Here is a 22,324-nt window from a genome sequence, read left to right on the forward strand (position 1 = left end):
CAGCGCCGGCGATGCTCGGATCAGCCGCGCGGCGCGATCGGCGCCTTGCCGTTGCGGCCCCACAGCACGAACAGCGACAGCGCCAGCAGCAGGATGTTCAGGGGCGTGACCGCCGCTTCGCCGCGGGAGATGTGGAAGGCGAACGCGAACACCTGCAGCGTGGCACAGCCGATTGCGGCCAGCACGGTCAGGCGCGGCATGATGCGGGTCAGCGACGGCAACAGGATGCCGAGCCCGCCAGCCAGATCGATCAGGCCGATGGTGCGGACGAAGGCCACCGAATATTCGCCGGTCCACGGCATCATCTGGGCGAGTTCCTTGATCGGGGTGAAGACCTTGGTGACGCCGGCGAAGCAGAACAGGGCGAAGAGCAGGGTCTGGGCGACCCACAGGCCGATGCGCAGCGCCAGCGGGGGCTGGAGTGGGCTGAGATCGGTGGTCGATGCGGTGCTGGACATGGTCGGAGCTCCAAATGAAAACGTGCCCGACATTGATAATTTCTTCTGGTTTGATCATTATGCTTTTCGTTAAGTCATCATTTTCTATTGGTTGATGATAAGTGGATACGTTGGTCAGTATTCGGGTGTTCTGCCAGGTCGCGGAGCTCAAGAGCTTCGCGGCCGCCGCCGATCGCCTGGGGCTTTCGCCGGCGATGGCCTCCAAGCATGTCATGCAGCTGGAGCAGCGGCTCTCGACCCGGCTGCTCAACCGCACCAGCCGGCGTGTCGGCCTGACCGAGGCCGGCCAAGTCTATTTCGACCAGGTGCGGCCGATGCTGGAGTCTCTCGACGAGGTCGAGGCCGTCGTCAGCAAGGCGACCGTGATCCCGCGCGGCACCCTAAAGGTCAGCGCGCCGGTATGGTTCGCCAATCCGCTGTTTGCCGGCACGCTCGCAGCGTACCGCGCGCGCTATCCGGACGTGGTGATCGATCTCGATCTCAGCGGACGCCTGGTCAATCTCGTCGACGAGGGGGTTGATCTGGCGCTGCGCGTCTCGGCCACGCCCGGCGATGGGCTGATCGCGCGGCCGCTGTCGCCGGTGCTGATGCAGCTCGTCGCCGCGCCGAGCTATCTCGCCGCCGCCGGGCGGCCGAAGGCGGTGGCCGATCTCAATGGCCATGCAATGCTGAAATACGCGTTGTACCCGCTGCGGGCCATGATCCTGCCGACCGGAGAGGGCGAGGTGACGGTCAACTTCAACGAGGTGCTGATCAGCGGCAACGAGACGCTCCTGCATCACGCCGCTGTCGCCGGCATGGGCATGGCGGTGCTGCCGCGCTGGCTGATGGCCGACGACCTCGCCAGCGGCCGGCTCGAGACGGTGCTGCCGGAGATGCTGACGATCAAAGCGCCGCTGATGGCGGTCTATCCCAGCCGAAAATATCTCTCCGCCAAGGTCCGTACCTTCATCGACTTCATCGCCGCCGATCCCCTGATGAAGCAGGCCTCGGACGGACCTCTCGCCGCGATCGATCCGACGGCGGCAGGGGTGAGAAAGGGACGGAAGGCAGGATCTTGAGCATATTGGGTCGCCGGGGGTCTCCATGCCGTCATGGCCGGCCACGACGCGTAACCCATGGCACGGCTCGTTCGTAAGCGGCGTTCTGCAAGCTCGAACGACTTGCCTGATAGCTCGCGAGACCTTGCCCGCTCACGGCCGCACCGCCGGCGCCTCCACCGGCATCCCTTGCGCCCGGGACATCAGATACAGCTCCAGCGCGATCATGTCGGGGGCGTCGAAATCGTAGGCCTGGGCGCGCACCCCGGTCATGCAGCCGCGCAGGCGGCGCTGCAGCGAGCCCATGCCTTGCCATTCCAGCCGGTAGATCGGATAGCCCGTCGGCTGTCCCTGCGTGATCGCGGAGCCGGCGAGATGCTTGCTCCAATTGTCATCGTGACAATTGGTGCAGGCGAGATTGAGCTGGCCCTGCCGCTGAAAAAACAGCTCGCGACCGCGCGCGATGAAGGGCTTGAGCCGCGGATCGTCGCCAGCGGTGATCGGCATCCCGCGCGATTGCTTCGCGATCAGCGCCGTCAGTGCCAGCAGCTCGCGGCTCTCTGCTGCGAACGGCGCTGCCTCCTGATGCTGTTTGCGGCAGAGATTGACGCGCTGGCCGAGATCGACCGGCGCACCGCTGGTGGCATTGAAGGCGGGATAGCGCGCGGCGACGCCCTTCATGCTGACATCGACCGGGCCATGACAATCGCCGCACGCCTTGTTGGCCGTGCCTGCCTTCGTCGTCCACAGCGCCTCACCGTCGAGCACCGACAGCATCGCCGGATTGGCGGTGTCGTCGTCCTGCATCGCCCTGGTGTCCGACGACATGAAGTCATAGCCGGAGCGGCGCTCGGACTCTGCGATCTCGCCGGCAAGCACGGGCAAGGTCACGACGATTGCCGTGACGACAGTGAGAAACGCAGACCGCATCATTCGATCGTGATCGCGGCGGCGGTGGTGGCGACGAACCCGTTGTCGCCGATCCATTCGAACTCGAAGCGGCCGCTCTCGGTAGCCGTGGTGAAGAACGACAGGAACGGATTGGCGGCGATGGCCGGATAGAGGTCGGCGCGAAAGATCTCGGTGCCGTTGAAGCGGCAGGTGAAGCTGGTGATGATGTCGCGCGGGATGGCTTCGCCTGCGGCCGTATGGCGATAGCCCGGCTCCATGACGTGGCTCATCAGTGTCTTGATCTCGATGACGGCGCCGCGCTTGGCCTTGGCGGGAACGTTGACGAGGGCGGCAGGCATCACGGCATCTCCTCGGTGCAGGCGGCCAAGGTCACGATGACGTCGACGCTCGCCGACCAGAACGAGCCGTCGGAGAGCTTTGCGATCGCCACGACCTTCTGGGTGTCGGCGAGCCGGATGCGCGTCGTGACCTGGGCGCGGCCGGCGCTGGCTGTCAGGTGAAAGCTGGCGACGTTGGGCTGCGGGTTCTTCTCGTTGAAGACGTGGATGCTCTTGACGAAATCGTCAGGCGTCATCGGGTGATCGACGCTGACGGTCATCGGCACGGTGTTGCCGTTCTCGACCAGCGGCGGGATGTCGAGTCGGATCTTGCCGGCGTTCACCTTTGCCTCGCCGACGAGGTTGCGGATCGCGGACGCCAGCATCGCCGGGGTCGCCTGCGCAGGCCGGACCGTGATCAGCGGCAGTGCGCCCGCGGCGGTCAGCGTTCCCGCCAGTTGCAGCAGGTGGCGGCGGGACATGTGGGACGGTTCGAACATGCCGGTCATATGGGCTCACTCGCGCAAGGTCGCGAGATAGGCGACGATGTCTTCGATCTGCTCTGCCGACAGGATCGGCTTGCCGCGCCAGGCGGAACCGACGCGCGTCAGCCCGTCAATGCGATAATAGGACGGCATGATCGTTTCCGGATTGAGCCTGGAGGCATCGACCAGCCGCAAGCGGAGCTGCGGGATCGTCGAACGGCTGCCGGCCCCGGCAAGGCTGGGTGCGAGATCGCCCTGGAAGTGCGCTTCCGGAAACGGGCCGGAGTGACAGAGGATGCAGGTCGAGCTGCGCGCGACGACGAGTGCGCGGCCGCGGGTGGCGTCGCCGGGCCGTCCGGTGAGGGACGAGGCGATGCCGTCGCCGGTGATCGTAGCGGGCGCGAGTGTCTGCGCCGCGACAGCGGCGGGCAGGGCGGCCACGAGCGCGGCGATGACAAGGCTAGCCGAAGGCATCGTGGGTCAGCGCCTTGAACCAGGCCGTCGCCGCGGCGGCCTCACGCGCGCGCGTCTCGCGCGATGCGTCGACCGGGCTGGCCCGTCCGCCCTCGATCTCGGCGAAGATGTCTCCCTTGGGCTGGTAGATGCCGGCGAGCGAGAACGCGTCGTCCGGCGCGACGATGCTGTAACAGATGCCGGTCAGCGTCGGCGGCTCCGACCGCCGTCCCGTCAGATCGCGCACGATCACGGCCGCGCACGCCTTGCCCTGCGCCTGGGCGGCGCCGGCCGATTTCGGGATGCCGCCGCCGAGACAGGCGTCGCCGATGACATGGACGTCGGGGACGAGCTTCGAGGCGAAGGTCGCGGCATCGATCGGGCACCAGCCGGTGCGGTCGGCCGCGCCGGCGAGGGCGGCAATGCGGCCGGCCTTCTGCGGCGGGATGATGTTGGTCACATCGGGATTGTAATTGCCGAACTCGGTGACGACGGTACGCGTGGCGATCTCGACGCCGGTGACGCGGCCGCCCTGCGACAGCGGAATGCGCTCGATCATGCCGGGGTAGAGCTGCTGCCACGCCTGCTCGAACAGCTTCTGCTGCGAGAAGCTGTCCTTGGCATCGAGGATCAGCACCTTCGACTTCGGCTTGTGCGCCTTGAGATAATGCGCGATCAGGCTGGCGCGTTCGTAAGGCGCGGGCGGACAGCGCGACGGATTGGCCGGGACGGCGATCGCGACGGTGCCGCCATCCGGCATCGCCTCGATCTGCGTCCGCAGCAGCAGCGTCTGCTCGCCGGCCTTGTAGGCGTGCGGCATGACCGCGGAGGCGGCCTCGTCGTAGCCTTGCAGGGCCGTGAAATCGAGGTCGATGCCGGGCGCCAGCACGAGGCGGTCATAGGCCAGCGCGCTGCCGTCGGCGAACGTGACCTTGTGGGCGGGCGCATCGACCGCCGTGGCCGCCCGCAGCACAATGCTCACGCCTTCGGCTGCGATCTTGTCATAGCCGAACTGCTGGGCACTGATATCGCGCAGGCTAGCGATGACCTCGTTGCTGAGCGGACACGCCGTGAAGGTCGTGTTGGCCTCGACCAGGGTGACGTCGAGCTTGCCATCGGCTTGGCGCAGCGCGCGGGCGCAACTGGCGCCGCCGAAGCCGCCGCCGATCACGACGACGCGCGCCATCGCTTGTGCGCGCAGCACGGCAGGGGCGGCGATCATGGCAACTGACGCCGCGATCAGGCCGCCGACCTCTCTGCGCGTGCGCTGCCGGGACATCGTCATCATCATTGCAATAGCACGGCGGCGGCCATTGGTCCCAACGGCCGCCGCCACGCGGGTCATGCGAAGGTGATGTTCTGGTCGCGCAGTGGCAACGAGCGGATGCGCTTCCCGGTGGCGGCAAAATACGCATTCAGCACGGCGGGTGCGGCGACGCCGATGGTCGGCTCGCCGACGCCGCCCCAGAAGCCGCCGCTCGGGATCATGATCGCTTCCACCTTCGGCATCTCGGCGATGCGCATCGAGTTGTAGCTGTCGAAGTTGGTCTCGACGATCCGTCCGTCCTTCACGGTGCAGCCGCCGTAGAACAGCGCCGAGAGGCCGTAGACGAACGAGCCGGCGATCTGCCGCTCCACCTGCGCCGGGTTGACGACGTAGCCGGGATCGGTCGAGGCGACGATGCGGTGGATCTTGATCTTTCTGCCGTCGATCACCGAGATCTCGGCAGCACCCGCGACGTAGCTGCCATAGCCGTGCAGTTGAGCGAGGCCACGGGACACGCCGTCCGGCGCCGGCGTGCCCCAGCCGATCTTCTCCGCGACAGCGTTGAGCACCGCGAGATGCTTGGGATGATCGGCCATCAGCTTGCGGCGGAAGTCCAGCGGATCCTGGCCGGCCGCATCGGCGAGCTCGTCCATGAAGCATTCGAGATAGATCGCGTTCTGGTTCACGTTGACGCCGCGCCAGAAGCCCGGATTGATGTGCGGGTTGCGCATCGCGTGTTCGATCAGCAAATTCGGCACGGAGTAGCCGATCGTGGCTTCGCCCGATGGTGCGAGCCCCTGGAAGGTCGCGGGGTCCTTGCCGTTGACCAGCGCGTCGGGCCGCAGGCTGAACAGGATCGACTGGCCGGAGATGCGCATGTGCAGTGCCGTCAGATTGTTGTCGGCGTCGAAGCCGCCGGTCAGCTTGCACTGCGTGATCGGGTGATAGCGGCCATGGGTCATGTCCTCCTCGCGCGACCACAACAGCTTGATCGGCGTGCCCGGCATCTCCTTGGCGATCTTCACCGCCTGGCGGACATAGTCGGTCTGGCCGCGCCGGCCGAAGCCGCCGCCGAGGATCAGCTTGTGCACCTCGCATTTGTCGGCGGGCAGCCCTGAGGCTTCCAGAACCGCGGCGAACGCCGCCTCGCCGTTCTGCGTGCCGCACCACACCTCGCATCGCTCGGGCGTGTAGAGCGCCGTGGCGTTCATCGGCTCCATCGTGGCGTGGTTCTGATAGGGATAGTTGTAGACGGCCTCGACCTTCCTGACGGCGCTCGCCAGCGCCGCCTTGGCGTCGCCGTTCTCGTTGCCGACAAAGGCGGGGCCGGACTCCAATCCTTCCGCGAGCCATTTGGCGATCGAGGCCGAGGAGACCTTGGCGTTCTCGCCTTCGTCCCACACGATCGGCAGCGCATCGAGCGCCGTCTTCGCGTGCCACCAGGTGTCGGCGACCACGGCCACGGCGGTGCCATCGATCGCGACCACCTTCTTGACGCCCTTCATGCCGGCGATCTTGGCCTCGTCATAGCTCTTCAGCTTGCCGCCGGTGACCGGACAGTCCTTGATCGCGGCGTTGAGCATGTTCGGCAGCTTCATGTCGGCGCCGTAGATCATCGCGCCGGTGACCTTGTCGGCGGTGTCGAGCCGTCTCACGCCCTTGCCGATCAGGGTCCAGTCCTTCGGATCCTTCAGCTTGACGTCGGCAGGCGGCGTCAGCTTCGCGGCGGCTTCCGCCACCTTGCCGTAGGTCGTCGTGCGGCCCGACGCCTTGTGGGTGATGACGCTGTTGGCGGCGGTGCATTCGGCCGCCGGAACCTTCCATTCGTCGGCGGCCGCCTGGATCAGCATCATGCGCGCGGCGGCACCGCCCTTGCGGACGTAGTCCTGCGACGAGCGGATGCCGCGGCTGCCGCCGGTGGAGAAATCGCCCCACACGCGCTTGCGGGCGACGTTCTGGCCGGGCGTCGGATATTCGGTCGTGACCTTGCTCCAGTCGCAGGCAAGCTCCTCCGCGACGAGCTGGGCGAGCCCGGTCAGCGAGCCCTGGCCCATTTCCGAGCGGGCGATGCGGATCACCACGGTGTCGTCGGGCCGGACGACGACCCATGCATTGACCTCGGGTGAGCCATCGGCTGCGCGCACCACCTGCGGGCCGCCGAAGGGGATATCGAGGCCGAGGGCGAGGCCGCCGCCGAGTGCGGCGGTGCCGATGACGAAGGACCGGCGGTCGAGGCGCGGCGTCACATGCTGGTTCATGCCGTCCTCCTCAGGCGTTGGCCGCGGCGTGGATCGCCTCGCGCACCTGCGCGAAGGTTCCACAGCGGCAGATGTTGGTGATGGCGTCGTTGATGTCCTGATCGCTCGGCTTCGGATTGTCCTTGAGCAGTGCCGCGACGGCCATGATCATGCCGCTCTGGCAGTAGCCGCATTGCGGAACGTCGTTCTCCACCCAGGCCTGCTGCACCTTGTGCAGCCCGTTGTCGCTCGCGAGCCCCTCGATGGTGGTGATCTGCTTGCCCTGGGCCTCGGAGACGGTGACGCCACAGGAGCGCACGGCCGCGCCGTCGAGATGCACGGTGCAGGCGCCGCATTGTGCAATGCCGCAGCCATATTTGGTGCCGGTCAGTCCGGCATTCTCGCGGATCGCCCACAGCAGCGGCGTGTCGGGCTCGACGTCCAGAGTATAGGATTGTCCGTTGATCGTGAGGTTTGCCATCGCAGATCCCTTTCGTTCAACTCGCCAGTTGAACAGAGGGCGGCAATGTGGCGCGAACGTTTGCATCCTTCAAATCAAGAATATGCGTTTGCCGCGCGGGAAGATTTGTGATGAGCCGGGGTTGTAGTTGCTTCGGCTCATGGGCCGCGCGGCGGAGCTACGGCAAGCCGCAGAAAGCTCATCACGCTGCCCAGCGCGGCGAAACCTGCGCCGAGGGCCAAGGCAAGGGTGGCTCCGTCGTGCCCCGCAAGGCTGAAGCACAAGGCGGCCAGCGCCGCGCCGGTGGTCTGACCGGTCAACCGGGCCGTGGCGACGATGCCGCTGGCGCCGCCGCTGCGATGGGGCGGGGCGCTTGACATGATGGCCTTCATGTTCGGCGCCTGGAAGAAGCCGAACCCGATGCCGCAGATCAGCATGCGCCAGACGATGTTGGCGATGCTCGGGTTCTCGGGCAGCATGGCGAGCAGCGCCATGCCGGATCCGAGCATCACCAGGCCGATGCCGCCGAGCAGGCCGGCGGGAAAACGGTCCGACAGCCGCCCGGCGATCGGGGCCATGATCGTGACCGCGAGCGGCCAGGGTGTCATGAAGAACCCGGTCTCGACCTGCGAACGCTGGAGAATGTCCTCGAAATAGAACGGCAGCGACACGAAGCCGAGGCCCTGCACCGAGAAGGAGCAAACCGCGGTCGCCGCCGACAGCGCGAAAACCCCGCGGCGGAACAGATCGATCGGCAGCATCGGCGCCGGGTGATCGGCCTGGCGGCGGGTCAGGATGACGCCGAGCACGAGCGCGCCGACAAGCTCTGCCACCACCATGGCCGGCGTCGCGCCATGCGCGGCGCTGCCGATGCCGGTGATGAACAGGCCGAGGCAGAGCGCAGCGAGCCCGGCGCCGAGAAAGTCGAAGCCATGCTCGGCGCGCGGCGTGCGCGGCAGCATCTTCATGCCGATCGCGATGGCGATCAGGCCGAAGGGGAGGTTGATCGCAAACAGCCAAGGCCAGGAGCCGAGCGAGAGAATGGCGGACGCAATGGTCGGGCCGAAGGTGAAGGAGATGCCGACCACGAGCGCATTGTGGCCGAGGCCGCGGCCGAGCATTTTTCCAGGATAGACGTAGCGCACCAGCGCGGTGTTGACGCTCATGATGCCGCTGGCGCCGAGGCCCTGCAACGCGCGGGCAACGACCAGGGTCGGCAGCGACCACGCCAGCGCGCAGCCGACCGAGGCCAGCGTGAACAGCAGGAGGCCGCCGAGATAGATGCGCTGATGGCCGACGATCTCGCCGAGCGCGCCGAGCGGCAGCAAGGTCGCCACCAGCGCGATCTGGTAGATGTTGACCACCCAGACCACCTCGGCCGGGGAGACGTGGAGATCGGCCGAGATCGACGGCAGCGCGATGTTGGCGATGGCGACGTCGAGCGAGGCCATCGACAGCGCGGTGAAGATCGCCGCGATCGCCCAGGGACGCTGGCCCGGCGGTAGGCCGTCGGCGGTGCCGTCGCCGGCGAGCCTCGAAGCGTGGTGGCGGTTGGACATGGAGACCTTTGGAGACCTTCGGTTCGCGGGGCGCGTCCGGATCAGCATGTACACGGGAGCAGGCGAGCGCCCCAGCCGTCGCGGGCGCATGGCGGTATGCGCCCGGTCGCAAGGAACGGGTTGAAGCCGGCTACACGCCCGGCCTTGCCAGCCGCTCGATCGTCTGGTTGTGCCGCGTCAGGAGCTCGCAGGCGTGGCCGATCTGGCGGGCGCGCAGGGCCTGCAGGATCAGCCGGTGATCCTGGTTGGTGCGCGGACGCCAGCCGGCATTGCGGGCCATCGCCAGCACGAGGCGCGAATTCGCGAGGCGTAGTCCGTCGAGGCTCGCCAGCAGCCGCGGCATCGCGCAGGGCGCGACCAGCGCGCGATGAAAGGCGCGGTTTGCGGTCTCGAACTCCTGGATGGTCTCGGCATTATCGGCCTCGATCAGCGCCAGCTCGATCGCGGCGAGATGCGCCGGCGTATATCGCGGCGCGGCATTGCGCAGCGCGATCACCTCGAGCGCTGTGCGCATCTCGACGATCTCCCTGGTCGACTTCGCATCCAGCGGCGCCACCCGCACGCCGCGTCGCGGCGCCGCGACCACCAGATAGAGCGCCTCGAGCTGCCGAAATGCCTCGCGCACCGGCACGTGGCTGGAGTTGAACTCGCGCGCGACGTGGTCCTGCCGCAACGGCGCGTCGGGCGGCAGCGCACCGCTGACGATGCGATCGGTGATCGCTTCGGCGATCCGCTGAGCGGTGGTGAGATTCTCGTCCGGCATAGTCATAGATTATCTATCGAAAAAACCGATGCAGCGGAAGCTCTCGTCCGATACGGTGCTCGAATACAGAGAAATCATAGATAATGTCTATGATAATCTATAATTTGGCGTGGAGCGAGCATGGCGGATCAAAGCGGCGCGGGCCCTGATCGAATGGCGGTTGGCAATGCCATCCGTCATGACTGGACCAGAGACGAGGCCGAGGCGCTCTATCGCCTGTCATTTCCGGACCTGATGTTCCTGGCGCAGTCGGCGCATCGCCGGCAGTTCGATCCCACCCGCGTCGAGACGGCGAGCCTGCTCAGCATCAAGACCGGCGGCTGCCCGGAGGATTGCGGCTACTGCTCGCAGAGCGCGCATTACGACACCGGGCTCAAGGCGACCAAGCTGATGGACCGCGACGAGGTGGTCGCCACCGCGCGGCGCGCGAAGGCCGCCGGGGCCGAGCGCTTCTGCATGGCCGCCGCCTGGCGCAGTCCGAAGGACCGCGACCTCGATCAGGTCTGCGACATGGTCAGCGCAGTGAAGGATCTGGGCATGGAGACCTGCGTCACGCTGGGCATGCTGACCCCGCCGCAGGCACAGCGGCTGAGGGAGGCCGGGCTCGACTTCTACAACCACAATGTCGACACCTCGCCCGAATTCTACGACCGCATCATCACCACGCGCACGCTGCAGGACCGCATCGACACGCTCGCGCATGTGCGGCAGGCCGGCATCAAGGTGTGCTGCGGCGGCATCATCGGCATGGGCGAGGAGGTCGATGATCGGCTCGGCATGCTGGTGCTGCTGGCCAATCTCGCTGAGCATCCCGACAGCGTGCCGATCAACATGTGGAACGAGGTCAAGGGCGTGCCGGTCAACGCTACGGCCGCGCGGCCCGATCCGATTGCGCTCGTGCGATTGATCGCGGTGTCCAGGATCATGATGCCGGCCAGCGTGGTGCGGCTGTCCGCGGGCCGGCAATATATGAGCGACGAGCTGCAGACCCTGTGCCTGCTCGCTGGCGCCAATTCCATCTTCATCGGCGACGTGCTGCTGACCACGGCCAATCCGCAACGCGACCGCGACGCCGATCTGCTCGCGCGGCTCGGCATGACATCGTCGCTGTCGGCGCGCCCGGGCGCGCCGATCGCCGCCGGCGAGGGCGCGGAGGCTTCGTCCCCGGCCTGATTCAACCCTCAGCGCGATCTCGGCGCGACGGCGCCCACGGAACTGCCTTGTCGTGCCGGTCCACGTCCGCGGCTGACCGAAAGAGAGCGGAGCCATGCCCATGCCGCCCGACAGATTGGCGATCTATTCCGACGGTCTGCAGAGACTCGCGGCCGATGACCGGTTGCGGCGCCTCAGTCCACGGGCCGGTCTCGATTTCTCCTCCAACGACTATCTCGGTCTCGCACAGGCTCCGCGGATGAAGCGCGCGGTCGCCGCGGCCATGGAGGCCGGCACGCCGGTCGGCGCCGGCGGCTCGCGCCTGCTGCGTGGCAATTGCGAGGAGCACGAACGGCTCGAGGCGGACGCGGCGCGCTTCTTCGGTGCCGAGAGCGCGCTGTTCTTCGGCTCCGGCTACATGGCGAACTTCGCCGTGCTCACCACGCTGCCGCAGCGCGACGACCTGCTGGTGCTCGATGCGCTGGTTCATGCCAGCACCCATGAAGGCGCGCGCGCCGGCCGTGCCGAGACGTGCCAGTTCATCCACAACAACGCCCAGTCGGCCGAGGACGCGATCCTGATCTGGCGCAGGGGCGGCGGGGTGGGCCGGCCCTGGATCGTCGTCGAAAGCCTCTACAGCATGGATGGCGATCTCGCGCCGCTGGCGGATTTGATCGCGATCGCCGAGCGCCACGATGCCTTTCTGCTGATCGACGAGGCCCATGCGACCGGGGTCCACGGCGCGCAGGGCCGCGGTCTGGCCGCAGCCTACGAGGGACGCGAGAGCGTCGTGACCGTTCACACCTGCGGCAAGGCATTGGGCGCAGCCGGTGCGCTGGTCACCGCAAGCCGCGTGCTGCGCGACACGCTGATCAATCGCTGCCGACCCTTCGTCTTCAGCACGGCGCCGTCGCCGCTGATGGCGGTGGCGGTGATGGAGGCGCTTGCGATCCTGCGGGAAGAGCCGGAGCGGCAGCGGAGGCTGGAGCAGCTCGTTGCCTTCGCCCATGGCGCGATCGCCGCGCGCTTCGGTGAAAGCTGGTCGCCGTCGCAGATCATTCCCTGCGTCGTCGGCGACAATGCGCGCGCGATGAACCTGGCTGCCGCGCTGCAGGCGCGGGGCTTCGACGTCCGCGGCATCCGCCCGCCGACGGTGCCGCCGGGCACGGCGCGGCTCAGGCTGTCGCTGACCTTGAACATCGACGAGCCGGCCATCGCGGCGCTGCTCGACGCGCTCGCCGATGAGATCGGAAGGCCGCGGCCATGACGCTGCGCATCGTGGTCACCGGGACCGACACCGGGATCGGCAAGACGGTGTTCGCCGCCGGCCTCACGGCGCTGCTCGGGGCCTGCTATTGGAAGCCGGTCCAGGCCGGCCTTGCCGAGGAGACGGACTCCTGCTGCGTCCAGCGGCTCGCCGAGCTCGCCGACGACCGCGTGCTGCCCGAAGCCTATCGGCTGGCCGAGCCGGCCTCGCCGGATCGCGCGGCGCGCCTCGCAGGCATCAGCATCGATCCGCTCCGCCTCCGTCCTCCGCAGGTCGTCGGCCGCCCTGTCGTGATCGAGGGAGCCGGCGGCGTCATGGTGCCGCTCGATTCCGGAACGCTCTATCTCGATGTCTTCGCGCGATGGCAGCTCCCGGTCGTGCTCTGCGCGCGCACCAGTCTCGGCACGATCAATCACTCGCTGCTGTCGCTGGCGGCGCTGCGCAGTCGCGGCATCGACGTGTTCGGCATCGCCTTCATCGGCGACGGCCACGACGACAACGAAGATACGATCTGCCGGCTCGGCGAGGTGAGGCGCCTTGGCCGGTTGCCCTGGGTCACGCCGCTGACGGCGCGATCGCTGCAGCACGTGTTCGCCACCCAATTCCAGCGCACGGATTTCGAACCATGATGCGCAAGGCAACCTCGCCGATCTGGCATCCCTTCACGCAGCATGCGCTCCAGCCCGAGATGACGGCGGTCGCGCGCGGCGAGGGCGCCTATCTCTTCACCGCCGACGGCAGGCGGATCATCGACGCGATCGCGTCGTGGTGGGTGGTCACGCACGGCCATTGCCATCCGCATATCGTGCGCGCGATCCAGGACCAGGCCGAGCGGCTGGATCAGGTCATCTTCGCCGGACATAGCCACGAGCCGGCCGAGCAGGTGGCCGCCGGGCTGCTCGCGCTGGTGCCGCCGAGCCTCACGCACGTGTTCTTCTCTGACAGCGGCGCCACCAGCGTGGAGGTCGCGCTGAAGATGGCGCTCGGCTACTTCAAGAACATCGGCGAGCCGCGCTCGCGCATCGCGGTGATGCAGCATTCCTATCACGGCGACACCATCGGCGCGATGTCGGTCGGCGCGCGCGGCGTGTTCAATGCGGCCTATGAGCCGCTGCTGTTCGACGTCGCCGTCGTCCCGTTTCCAGTGCAGGGCCGGGAACAGGCGACTCTGGATGCGCTCGCTACAATTTGCGAGAAGGACCGGCCGGCCGCCTTCATCGTCGAGCCCCTGGTGCTCGGCGCTGGCGGCATGCTGATGTATCCGGCCGAGGTGCTGCGCGAGATGCACCGGATCTGCAAGGCGTTCGGCGTGCTGTTCATCGCCGACGAGGTGATGACCGGCTGGGGCCGCACCGGCACGTTGTTCGCCTGCGAGCAGGCGGACATCGCCCCCGATATCGCCTGCTACGCCAAAGGACTGACTGGAGGCGCGATGCCGCTTGCGGTCACGCTGTGCAGTCCCGCTATCTACGAGGCGCACTATTCGACCGACCGCGCCTGCACGTTCTTTCACTCCAGTTCCTACACCGCCAATCCCATCGCCTGCGCGGCAGCGAGCGCCAATCTCGAGCTGTGGCGGCAGCCGCAGACGCGGGCCCGGGTCGCCGCCGTCGCGGCCGCGCAGGAGCGCTGCCTCGACCGCCTGCGTTACGACGAGCGATTTTCCGACCTGCGGCGCTGCGGTACCATCACCGCGCTCGATCTCCATGCCGACGAGCCGGGCTACCTCGCCGAGGTCGGCCCGAAGCTGCAGGCCTTCTTCCGCGACAGCGACGTCCTGCTGCGTCCGCTTGGCCACACCATCTACGTCATGCCGCCTTACTGCGTCACCGCCGGGGATGTCGAGACGGTCTATGCCGCCATCGACGAGGCCGTCGATCACGTGCTCTGAGGGGCTGTTCTGCGGCCCGCGATTTGCGCTCCGCGATCCCGCGCACTAGCATCGTGCCAACGTCGTTGCGGAGGAAACAGTCATGAGCGCGCCGGTCAGCGGAGATGGCACCAAGGATCCGAAGGAGGCCAGCGCGGCCGTGAGCGCAGCGCAGCAGGCCGTGCTGGAGGCGCTGCCGTTCGGCGACACCGCCGATTTCGATGATGCCGCCCGCGGCTTTCTCGGCACGATCGATCAGGCCAAGGTGACGACGGCGCAGGGGCGCACCGTCTGGAGCCTCGCGCCTTACCACTTCCTTGACGCGGAGCAGGCGCCGCCGACCGTCAATCCCAGCCTGTGGCGGCAGGCGAAGCTCAACATGCATCACGGCCTGTTCGAGGTCGTGCCCGGCGTCTACCAGGTGCGTGGGCTCGACATCGCCAACATGACGCTGATCGAGGGGGACACCGGCGTGATCGTGGTCGACACGCTGACCTCGATCGAGGGCGCGCAGGCCGCATTGGAGCTGTACTACCAGCACCGCGGCGTCAGGCCGGTCACGGCGGTGATGTTCACGCATACCCACACCGATCATTGGGGCGGCGCGCGCGGCGTGGTCGACGACGACGCGATGGCCAGCGGCCGCGTGCCGCTGATCGCGCCGAACCTGTTCATCGAGCATGCGGTCTCCGAGAACATCATCGCCGGCCCTGCGATGCTGCGCCGGGCGCAATATCAGTTCGGGCCGCTGCTCGCGAAGGGGCCGAAGGGCCATGTCGATTGTGGGCTCGGCAAGACCATGGCGGCGGGAGCCGTTGCGCTGCTGCGGCCGACCGACCTGATCATGGCGACCGGGGACACCCGGGTCATCGACGGTCTCACCTTCGAATTCCAGATGGCGCCGAACAGCGAGGCGCCGGCGGAGATGCATTTCTTCGTGCCGCGCTATCGCCTGTTGAACCTCGCCGAGAACTGCACGCACAACTTCCACAACCTGCTGCCGTTTCGCGGCGCCGACGTGCGCGACGCGCTGGCGTGGTCGAAATATCTCAGCGAGGCGCTGCAACTGTGGGGCGGCAAGGCGGAGGTGATGTGCGGCCAGCATCATTGGCCGATATGGGGCGCGAGCCGTGTCGACGGCATGATCCGCGAACAGCGCGATCTCTACAAATTTGCCCACGACCAGACCGTGCGGCTGATGAATCATGGCCTGACCGCAAGTGAGATCGCCGAGCAGATCAGGCTGCCCCGGAGCCTCGAAGGGGCATGGCATGCGCGCGGCTATTACGGCCACATCCGCCACAACGTGAAGGCGATCTACCAGAAATATCTCGGCTGGTATGATGCCAATCCCGTCAATCTCGATCCGCTGCCGCCGGTCGAGGCCGGCCGGAAATACGTCGCCTATATGGGCGGGACAGAGGCGCTGCTGGCGCGGGCGCGCGCGGACTTTGCCAACGGCGAATACCGCTTCGTCGCGCAGGTCGTGGGTCATCTCGTCTTCGCCGAGCCAGACAATGCCGAGGCGCGCGCGCTGCTGGCCGACACGCTGGAGCAGCTCGGCTATGCCGCCGAGAGCGCGACCTGGCGCAATGCCTATCTGTTCGGCGCGCAAGAGCTGCGCCAGGGTATGCCGGAGGTTCCGGCCCGGCCCGGCCTGCCGCGCGAGACGCTGGCGGCGCTGCGCACCGAGCAGCTATGGGACGTGCTCGGGGTCAGGCTGAACGGGCCCAAGGCGGAAGGCAAGCATATCGTGCTGAACTGGACGTTCACCGACACCGGCGAGCGCTTCGTGCTCACCTTGCAGAATTGTGCGCTGACCTATGCGGTCGGCGTGCAGGCGTCGACCGCCGATGCGGGGTTCACGCTGGCGCGTTCGACGCTCGATGCGGTCATTGCCAAGGCCACGAGCTTTCCGGAAGCGGTCGCGGCCGGGAAGATCAGCTTCGCGGGCAATCCGATGCGGCTGGCCGAGCTGATGTCGCTGATGGACGAGTTCCCGCGCATGTTCGAGATCGTCGAGCCGAAGCGGGCTGCCGTCACCTGAGATGAGGCGGAGGCCGGGCTCGCCGAACTTGCCCGGCCTCCTCATGCTACTCGGCGCTGCTGACCAGCCGGATGCGCGGCGCAGCGATGTCGATCAGGCGGCGATAGGCCGCGAGATAGTCGAGCGCCATCCGGCGCGCGGTGAAGCGTCGCTCGAACTGCGCGCGCACGCGGGCGCGGCTCAGCTCGGGCAGGCGACTGACGGCCGCTACCGCGCTGAGCTCGTCCTCGACGATGAAGCCGGTCACACCGTCGTCGATCACTTCGGGAACCGAGCCGCGGTTGTAGGCGATCACCGGCGTGCCGCAGGCCATCGATTCGATCATCACCAGGCCGAACGGCTCCGGCCAATCGATCGGCAACAGCAGGCCGAGCGCGCCGGACAGGAACTCTGGCTTCTCGTGATCGCTGATCTCGCCGATGAACTCGACGAGCGGATTGCCGTGAATCAAGGGACGGATCGTCTGCTCATAATAGTCTTGGTCGGCGCGATCGATCTTGGCCGCGATCTTCAGCGGAATCCCGCAGCGCATCGCGATCTTGATGGCACGGTCGACACCCTTTTCCGGGGCGATGCGTCCGAGCACGGCGAGATAGCTCGGCGTCACCGGCCTGGGCACCAGGAGCGTTGCGGGCAGTCCATGCAGCACGGTGCGCACCCAGTTCGCATTCGGAACCGGCCGGCGCTGCGAGTCCGAGATCGAAACGACGGGAACATCCTTGAAGACCGAGAACACCGGCTGGTGCTCCGGAAGATCGAGTCTGCCGTGCAAGGTGGTCAGGAACGGTGTGGGTTGCCGGTGGAACAGGGAGAACGGGTAGTAGTCGAGGTGGAAGTGCAGAATATCGAACTGTTCGTCGTCGCATTGCTGCCGCACGTTTTCGAGCATCACCATGTGCAGCGCGTTCGGATCCCTCACCGAGCCGTCGAGGCGCAGAGCTTTCGGCCATGTCGGAGAGAGCTTCGCCGAGGTCTGGGAATCTCCGCTGGCGAACAGGGTGACGTCGTGTCCGAGGGCAACGAGCTCTTCGGTCAACCAATGGACGACCCGCTCAGTGCCGCCGTAGAGCTTCGGAGGCACGGCCTCCGTCAATGGAGCTATTTGCGCAATGCGCATCTCATCGTCTCCTGTTCGTGACCGATCATGGATGAATCCCCAATGGCACCGGCACTGCCACAGCGGGAACGTTGTCGCATGTGCGAAGTTCCCCTCACGCGATCACTCTTTCTTCGACACAACGTGTTCCGTGCCGTCTCATTGATGCCATCCCCGCTTTCCAACGCTGCTGCCGCGTCATCGTCGGAGGGCAGGGATGCGCCGCGAAGGCGCACGGAACCCGGGAAACCGTTCGTCGTTCATCTGGCCGCATCAGGTGTCGCCACGACCTCGCTCATCAACGGGAACACCATGGATCAGCTTTCAGGCTACGCGCACCGACCCTTTCCCTTCGTGATGCGCTATCTGCGCAAACGCCCCGCCGCCCACCTCGTGATTCTGATGGCCGTCGTCGGTGCAGTTGCCTGTTCGGTAGGCACGCAATATGGCGTGAAATCCCTCGTCGACAGCCTCTCGGCAGGGCCTGCGGGCGGCGGCAACGTCTGGGCCGCGTTCGGGCTGCTGATGGCGCTGATCGCGACCGACAACATTCTTTGGCGCGTCGCCAGCTGGATCGCGAGCTTCACCTTCGTCCGTGTCACCGGAGATCTCCGGCGCGACATCTTCCGTCATCTCACCGGGCATTCGCCGAGCTATTTCGGCGACCGTTTGCCGGGCATGCTGTCGAGCCGCATCACGGCGACGTCGAACGCCGTGTTCACCGTGGAGAACATGTTCGTCTGGAACGTCTTGCCGCCATGCCTCGCCACCGTCGCGGCGATCTGCCTGATCGGAACCGTGAGCGGCCCGATGGCCATCGGGCTGCTGCTGATCGCGGCGATGATGGTGGCGGCGGTGTTCCGTCTGGCGGCCGCCGGCAAGCCGCTGCATGACGATTTCGCGGACAAGGCGGCCATGGTCGACGGCGAGATGGTCGACGTGATCTCGAACATGCCGCTGGTGCGCGCGTTCTGCGGCCTGCGCCACGAGCACGACCGGTTCGACGCGACGGTCGACAGGGAGCTGGAGGCACGCGGGCGCAGTCTCCGCTATCTCGAGAAGCTGCGCATTCTGCACGCGACGGTGACGATCGTGCTGACGATCGCGCTCATGGCGTGGGCGATCTCGCTGTGGCAGCGGGGCGGGGCGACGACCGGCGACGTCGTGCTGGTCTGCACGCTCGGCCTCTGCATTCTCAACGCGACGCGGGATCTGGCGGTGGCGCTGGTCGATGTCACCCAGCACGTGGCGCGCATGAGCGAGGCGATCGCGACCCTGTTGCAGCCGCACGAGCTGCGCGATGACCCGCAGGCCGAGCCGCTGGTCAAGAGCGGTGCGGCCATCGCCTTCGACAACATCACCTTCCACTATCCTGGTGGTCACAAGCTGTTCGAGAATTTCACGCTGCGCCTGCAGCCGGGCCAGCGCGTGGGCCTGGTTGGACAGTCTGGCGGCGGCAAGTCGAGCCTGTTCACGCTGCTGCAACGGTTCTATGATCCGCAAGCCGGGCACATCAGGATCGACGGCCAGGACATCGCCAAGGTCACCCAGCAGAGCCTACGCGAGGCGATCTCGGTGGTTCCGCAGGACATCTCGCTGTTTCATCGCTCCATTCTGGAGAACATTCGCTACGGACGTCCGAGTGCGACCGACGACGAGGTGTTGCGGGCGGCGATCGCGGCGCGCTGCGACTTCGTCGAGACGCTGCCGGAAGGATTGCAGACGATGGTTGGGGATCGCGGCGTCAAGCTATCGGGCGGGCAGCGCCAGCGCATCGCGATCGCGCGCGCCTTCCTCAAGGATGCGCCGATCCTTCTGCTCGACGAGGCCACCGCCGCGCTCGACAGCGAGTCCGAGGAGGCCATCCGTGAGGCGTTGAGTCGTCTGATGCGCGGCCGCACCGTCATTGCGATCGCGCATCGCCTTGCGACCTTGCGGAATTTTGACCGCGTGGTGGTGCTGAAATCGGGCAGGATCATCGAGGACGGCGCGCCTGACCGGCTGATGCAGGACGAGGGCCCGTATCGTGAGCTCGTCACCCAGGAGATGAACCGGCTCGCCAAGTTCGCCGCCTGATCGTAGCGTCGGGTCGCGTCGAGAACGTGCACTCTCGGTTGTCTGGGCACTTCAACATCGCATGAGGCCAACATGTCCGCCGAAGTCGCAAGCACACTGTCGTTGATCACCCAGACGGACGAGCCTGCCGAGCAGCCGTTCTATATTCCCATGACGGGGCCGGCGTCCCGGCCGCGGCGCTCGCTCAAGCACGACGATACGTTCATCGTCCTCGACGGCCATGGCGACATCGGCGCCTCGGCCGGCGGACCGGACGGTCTCTTCAACGCCGATACGCGCTATCTCGCGCGGCTCGAATTGACGCTGGACGACGTTCAGCCCCTGCTGCTCGGCTCGAGCCTGCGCGACGACAACTCCGCGCTGACCGTCGATCTCACCAATCCCGACATCTACAGCCAGGGCCGCCTGGTGCTGCCGAAGGATATGCTGCACATCGTGCGCACGATCTTTCTCTGGCATGGCACGGCCTATCAGCGCATCGGGCTGCAGAACCATGGCGATCGCCATGCCAGCTTCGATCTCAAGCTGACATTCGACAATGATTTTGCCGACCTTTTCGAGGTGCGAGGCACCGTGCGGCCGCGGCGCGGCATCGGCTCGAGCCGGCTGGTGGACCCGTCCGAGGTGGTCCTGCACTACCGCGGCCTGGACAATGTCCTGCGCACCACCGACGTGAGCTTCGATCCGCGTCCGACGCATCTCACCGTCAATGTCGCAACCTATCATTTCGACCTTGCCCCGCAGGAATCGGCCTCGCTGTTCGTGGCCGTGATGTGCAACGCCAAGGCCGGCGAGCGGCCCCGGCCCTTCTTCCGCAGCCTGCTCGCCCATCGCCGAGAGATGCGCCGATGCACCGTTGGCGCCGCCAGCATCGAGACCTCCAACGACATCCTCAACGAGGTGCTGTGCCAGGCAGCGGCCGATCTGAACATCCTGATGACGGATACGCCGGAGGGGCGTTATCCCTATGCCGGCATTCCCTGGTATTCGACCACATTCGGTCGCGACGGGCTGATCACCGCGATGCAGATGCTGTGGGTCGATCCGCGCATTGCCCGCGGCGTCCTGCGCCGGCTCGCCGTGCATCAGGCGCGCACGACCGATCCGCTGTCCGATGCCGAGCCCGGCAAGATCCTGCACGAGATGCGCGGCGGCGAGATGGCGGCGCTGCGTGAGGTGCCGTTCGGCTGCTATTATGGCAGCGTCGATTCCACGCCGCTGTTCGTGCTGCTCGCCGGGCTTTATATCGAGCGCACCGGCGACATCGACACCCTGAGGGAGCTATGGCCGGCGATCGAGCTGGCGTTGCGCTGGATCGACGGCCCCGGCGATCCCGATCGCGATGGCTTCGTGGAATATCAGCGCGCCTCCGAGCAGGGTCTCGCCAACCAGGGCTGGAAGGACTCCTACGACGCGGTGTTCCATGCCGATGGACGTCTCGCGGAAGGTTACATCGCGCTTGCGGAGGTGCAGGGCTATGTGTTTGCCGGCAAGCAGCTGGCGGCGCGTTGCGCCCGTCGGCTCGGAAAGGCCGAGATGGCGGACCGGCTCCAGGCCGAGGCCGCTGATCTCGCGGAACGGTTCGAGGACGCCTTCTGGTGCGAGGATCTGAACACCTATGCGCTCGCGCTCGACGGCCACAAGCAGCCCTGCCGCGTCCGGACGTCCAACGCCGGGCAGCTGCTGTTCAGCGGCATGGTACGCGAGGATCGCGCCCGCAAGCTTGCCGCCGAACTGCTGCGGCCGCATTTCTTCTCGGGCTGGGGCATCCGCACCGTCGCCTGCGGCGAAGCGCGCTACAATCCGATGTCCTATCACGACGGATCGATCTGGCCGCACGACAATGCGCTGATTGCGCTGGGCCTGTCGCGCTATGGCCTCAAGCATGCGGTCGAGCAGGTGTTCGGCGGCCTGTTCGAAGCCGCGTCCTACATGGATCTGCGCCGGCTGCCGGAGCTGTTCTGCGGCTTCCGGCGCGAAAAGCATCGCGGCCCGACGCTCTATCCGGTGGCCTGCGCGCCGCAGGCCTGGGCTAGCGCGACGCCGTTCACCTTGCTCGAGGCGGCGCTCGGGCTCGAGTTCGACGCCGCGCGCGGCGATATCCGTCTGCGCAATCCGCGGCTGCCCGCCTTCCTGGACTGGGTGGTGCTGCGCGATCTCAGGCTCGGCAGCTCGACGATCGACCTGCGCATTCGCCGCCATGGCGAGGACATCTCCATGGAGGTGCTGCGGCGGCGCGGTCAGATCCAGGTCTCGCTGGTGCTGGCGCAATGATGGCGTTGAAACCCGCTCTCCACCGAGCTGCTTGCGGCTGTCTCGTCACGCTGCCGTTGCTCATCGGTCCGTATGTCGGCGACGGGCATGCGCAGCAGCCGTCGCCGGCACCGCCTGCCAAGGATGCCGCGGCGCCCGCGAAGGAGCCGGCACCGCCGCCCTCGGTCACCATCCTCGGCGCGCGCGATGCGCATGGCGTGCTCGGTCGCGACGTGCGCAGCTCGACCGGCGAGGACATGGGCCACATCGTCGACGTCATCGTCGATTCCACCGGCACGGTGCGAGCCGCGGTGATCGATTTCGGCGGCTTCCTCGGTGTCGGCAGCCGCAAGATCGTGGTCGACTGGACCGCGCTCGACTTCAAGCACATCGCCGAGAAGAGCGACCAGGTCACGCTCGACCTCACCAAGGAGCAGGTGAAGGCCGCGCCCGAATACAAGGAGGACAAGGCCGTCGTCGTGCTCGGCGCGTCCGGCAAGCTGTCACCCTGGGATTTCGATCATTGAGTTGATGTGTGCGATTGCCGGTCCGGCCTGCGCGTGCAGCGGAACACGGTGGGGATGTTCTGTCCCGTCAGCCTCATGAGTTGAG

General features: G+C 66.9%; 20 protein-coding genes. 9 read left to right on the plus strand and 11 right to left on the minus strand.

The window, feature by feature from the left end; all coding sequences use genetic code 11:
- Positions 1–20: 20 nt before the first annotated feature.
- On the minus strand, positions 21–458 hold the full coding sequence (locus QW863_RS15765) for a DoxX family protein (RefSeq protein WP_315715678.1): 438 nt from the start codon (positions 456–458) through the stop codon (positions 21–23).
- A gap of 101 nt (positions 459–559) precedes the next feature.
- On the opposite strand from QW863_RS15765, the gene QW863_RS15770 reads away from it, so the two are divergent.
- Complete coding sequence (locus QW863_RS15770; protein WP_315715679.1) at positions 560–1,519, plus strand: LysR family transcriptional regulator; 960 nt, start codon at positions 560–562, stop codon at positions 1,517–1,519.
- A gap of 132 nt (positions 1,520–1,651) precedes the next feature.
- Here the strand turns inward: QW863_RS15770 and soxA are convergent, their stop codons facing one another.
- The 9 genes from soxA to QW863_RS15815 all read right to left on the minus strand — a co-directional run bounded on the left by soxA (position 1,652) and on the right by QW863_RS15815 (position 9,951).
- On the minus strand, positions 1,652–2,428 hold the full coding sequence (gene soxA, locus QW863_RS15775) for a sulfur oxidation c-type cytochrome SoxA (RefSeq protein WP_409977928.1): 777 nt from the start codon (positions 2,426–2,428) through the stop codon (positions 1,652–1,654).
- Entirely contained in the window at positions 2,428–2,748 is a 321-nt protein-coding gene (gene soxZ, locus QW863_RS15780) for a thiosulfate oxidation carrier complex protein SoxZ (RefSeq protein WP_315715681.1), read from the minus strand. The genes soxA and soxZ overlap by 1 nt, the downstream gene beginning before the upstream one ends.
- The gene (locus QW863_RS15785) at positions 2,748–3,236 is read right to left on the minus strand and encodes a SoxY-related AACIE arm protein (protein WP_315715682.1); all 489 of its coding nucleotides are present in this window, start codon (positions 3,234–3,236) and stop codon (positions 2,748–2,750) included. Before QW863_RS15785 ends, soxZ begins: the two co-directional genes overlap by 1 nt.
- A gap of 6 nt (positions 3,237–3,242) precedes the next feature.
- A complete protein-coding gene (gene soxX, locus QW863_RS15790) occupies positions 3,243–3,686 on the minus strand; it encodes a sulfur oxidation c-type cytochrome SoxX (protein WP_315715683.1) in 444 nt (147 codons plus the stop codon).
- Positions 3,673–4,950 carry an NAD(P)/FAD-dependent oxidoreductase gene (locus tag QW863_RS15795; RefSeq protein WP_315715812.1) on the minus strand — a complete coding sequence of 426 codons (1,278 nt, stop codon included), beginning with the start codon at positions 4,948–4,950 and terminating at the stop codon, positions 3,673–3,675. The genes soxX and QW863_RS15795 overlap by 14 nt, the downstream gene beginning before the upstream one ends.
- Before the next feature lie 56 nt (positions 4,951–5,006).
- Positions 5,007–7,190, minus strand: coding sequence for a xanthine dehydrogenase family protein molybdopterin-binding subunit (locus QW863_RS15800; protein ID WP_315715684.1), 2,184 nt, complete (start codon positions 7,188–7,190; stop codon positions 5,007–5,009).
- Positions 7,191–7,200: 10 nt separating this feature from the next.
- Positions 7,201–7,650 carry a (2Fe-2S)-binding protein gene (locus tag QW863_RS15805; RefSeq protein ID WP_315715685.1) on the minus strand — a complete coding sequence of 150 codons (450 nt, stop codon included), beginning with the start codon at positions 7,648–7,650 and terminating at the stop codon, positions 7,201–7,203.
- 137 nt (positions 7,651–7,787) lie between these two features.
- Entirely contained in the window at positions 7,788–9,188 is a 1,401-nt protein-coding gene (locus tag QW863_RS15810) for an MFS transporter (RefSeq protein WP_315715686.1), read from the minus strand.
- 130 nt (positions 9,189–9,318) lie between these two features.
- Positions 9,319–9,951, minus strand: a complete 633-nt coding sequence (locus tag QW863_RS15815) for a GntR family transcriptional regulator (protein ID WP_315715813.1) — start codon at positions 9,949–9,951, stop codon at positions 9,319–9,321.
- A 120-nt stretch (positions 9,952–10,071) separates the two neighbouring features.
- On the opposite strand from QW863_RS15815, the gene bioB reads away from it, so the two are divergent.
- The 5 genes from bioB to QW863_RS15840 all read left to right on the plus strand — a co-directional run bounded on the left by bioB (position 10,072) and on the right by QW863_RS15840 (position 16,287).
- Positions 10,072–11,124 carry a biotin synthase BioB gene (gene bioB / locus QW863_RS15820; RefSeq protein ID WP_409977927.1) on the plus strand — a complete coding sequence of 351 codons (1,053 nt, stop codon included), beginning with the start codon at positions 10,072–10,074 and terminating at the stop codon, positions 11,122–11,124.
- Positions 11,125–11,224: 100 nt separating this feature from the next.
- Positions 11,225–12,370 carry an 8-amino-7-oxononanoate synthase gene (locus QW863_RS15825; RefSeq protein WP_315715815.1) on the plus strand — a complete coding sequence of 382 codons (1,146 nt, stop codon included), beginning with the start codon at positions 11,225–11,227 and terminating at the stop codon, positions 12,368–12,370.
- Positions 12,367–12,999: a dethiobiotin synthase gene (bioD, locus tag QW863_RS15830; protein WP_315715687.1), complete on the plus strand. Its 633-nt coding sequence runs from the start codon at positions 12,367–12,369 to the stop codon at positions 12,997–12,999. Before QW863_RS15825 ends, bioD begins: the two co-directional genes overlap by 4 nt.
- The gene (locus QW863_RS15835) at positions 12,996–14,261 is read left to right on the plus strand and encodes an adenosylmethionine--8-amino-7-oxononanoate transaminase (protein WP_315715688.1); all 1,266 of its coding nucleotides are present in this window, start codon (positions 12,996–12,998) and stop codon (positions 14,259–14,261) included. Before bioD ends, QW863_RS15835 begins: the two co-directional genes overlap by 4 nt.
- A gap of 82 nt (positions 14,262–14,343) precedes the next feature.
- Complete coding sequence (locus QW863_RS15840) at positions 14,344–16,287, plus strand: alkyl/aryl-sulfatase (RefSeq protein WP_315715690.1); 1,944 nt, start codon at positions 14,344–14,346, stop codon at positions 16,285–16,287.
- 46 nt (positions 16,288–16,333) lie between these two features.
- On the opposite strand, the gene QW863_RS15845 is transcribed toward QW863_RS15840, so the two are convergent.
- Positions 16,334–17,404 carry a glycosyltransferase family 4 protein gene (locus QW863_RS15845; protein ID WP_315715691.1) on the minus strand — a complete coding sequence of 357 codons (1,071 nt, stop codon included), beginning with the start codon at positions 17,402–17,404 and terminating at the stop codon, positions 16,334–16,336.
- A 291-nt stretch (positions 17,405–17,695) separates the two neighbouring features.
- Between QW863_RS15845 and QW863_RS15850 the strand changes: the two genes are divergently transcribed.
- The 3 genes from QW863_RS15850 (at position 17,696) to QW863_RS15860 (ending at position 22,239) form a co-directional block, all read left to right on the plus strand.
- Positions 17,696–19,459 (plus strand): ABC transporter ATP-binding protein, encoded by a 1,764-nt coding sequence (locus tag QW863_RS15850; protein ID WP_315715692.1) that lies wholly within the window; start codon positions 17,696–17,698, stop codon positions 19,457–19,459.
- Positions 19,460–19,531: 72 nt separating this feature from the next.
- A complete protein-coding gene (locus QW863_RS15855; RefSeq protein WP_315715694.1) occupies positions 19,532–21,733 on the plus strand; it encodes an amylo-alpha-1,6-glucosidase in 2,202 nt (733 codons plus the stop codon).
- Positions 21,730–22,239 carry a PRC-barrel domain-containing protein gene (locus tag QW863_RS15860; protein ID WP_315715695.1) on the plus strand — a complete coding sequence of 170 codons (510 nt, stop codon included), beginning with the start codon at positions 21,730–21,732 and terminating at the stop codon, positions 22,237–22,239. The genes QW863_RS15855 and QW863_RS15860 overlap by 4 nt, the downstream gene beginning before the upstream one ends.
- Positions 22,240–22,324: the final 85 nt, after the last annotated feature.

This window comes from Bradyrhizobium sp. SZCCHNR1017, assembly GCF_032381375.1.
Lineage (GTDB): Bacteria > Pseudomonadota > Alphaproteobacteria > Rhizobiales > Xanthobacteraceae > Bradyrhizobium.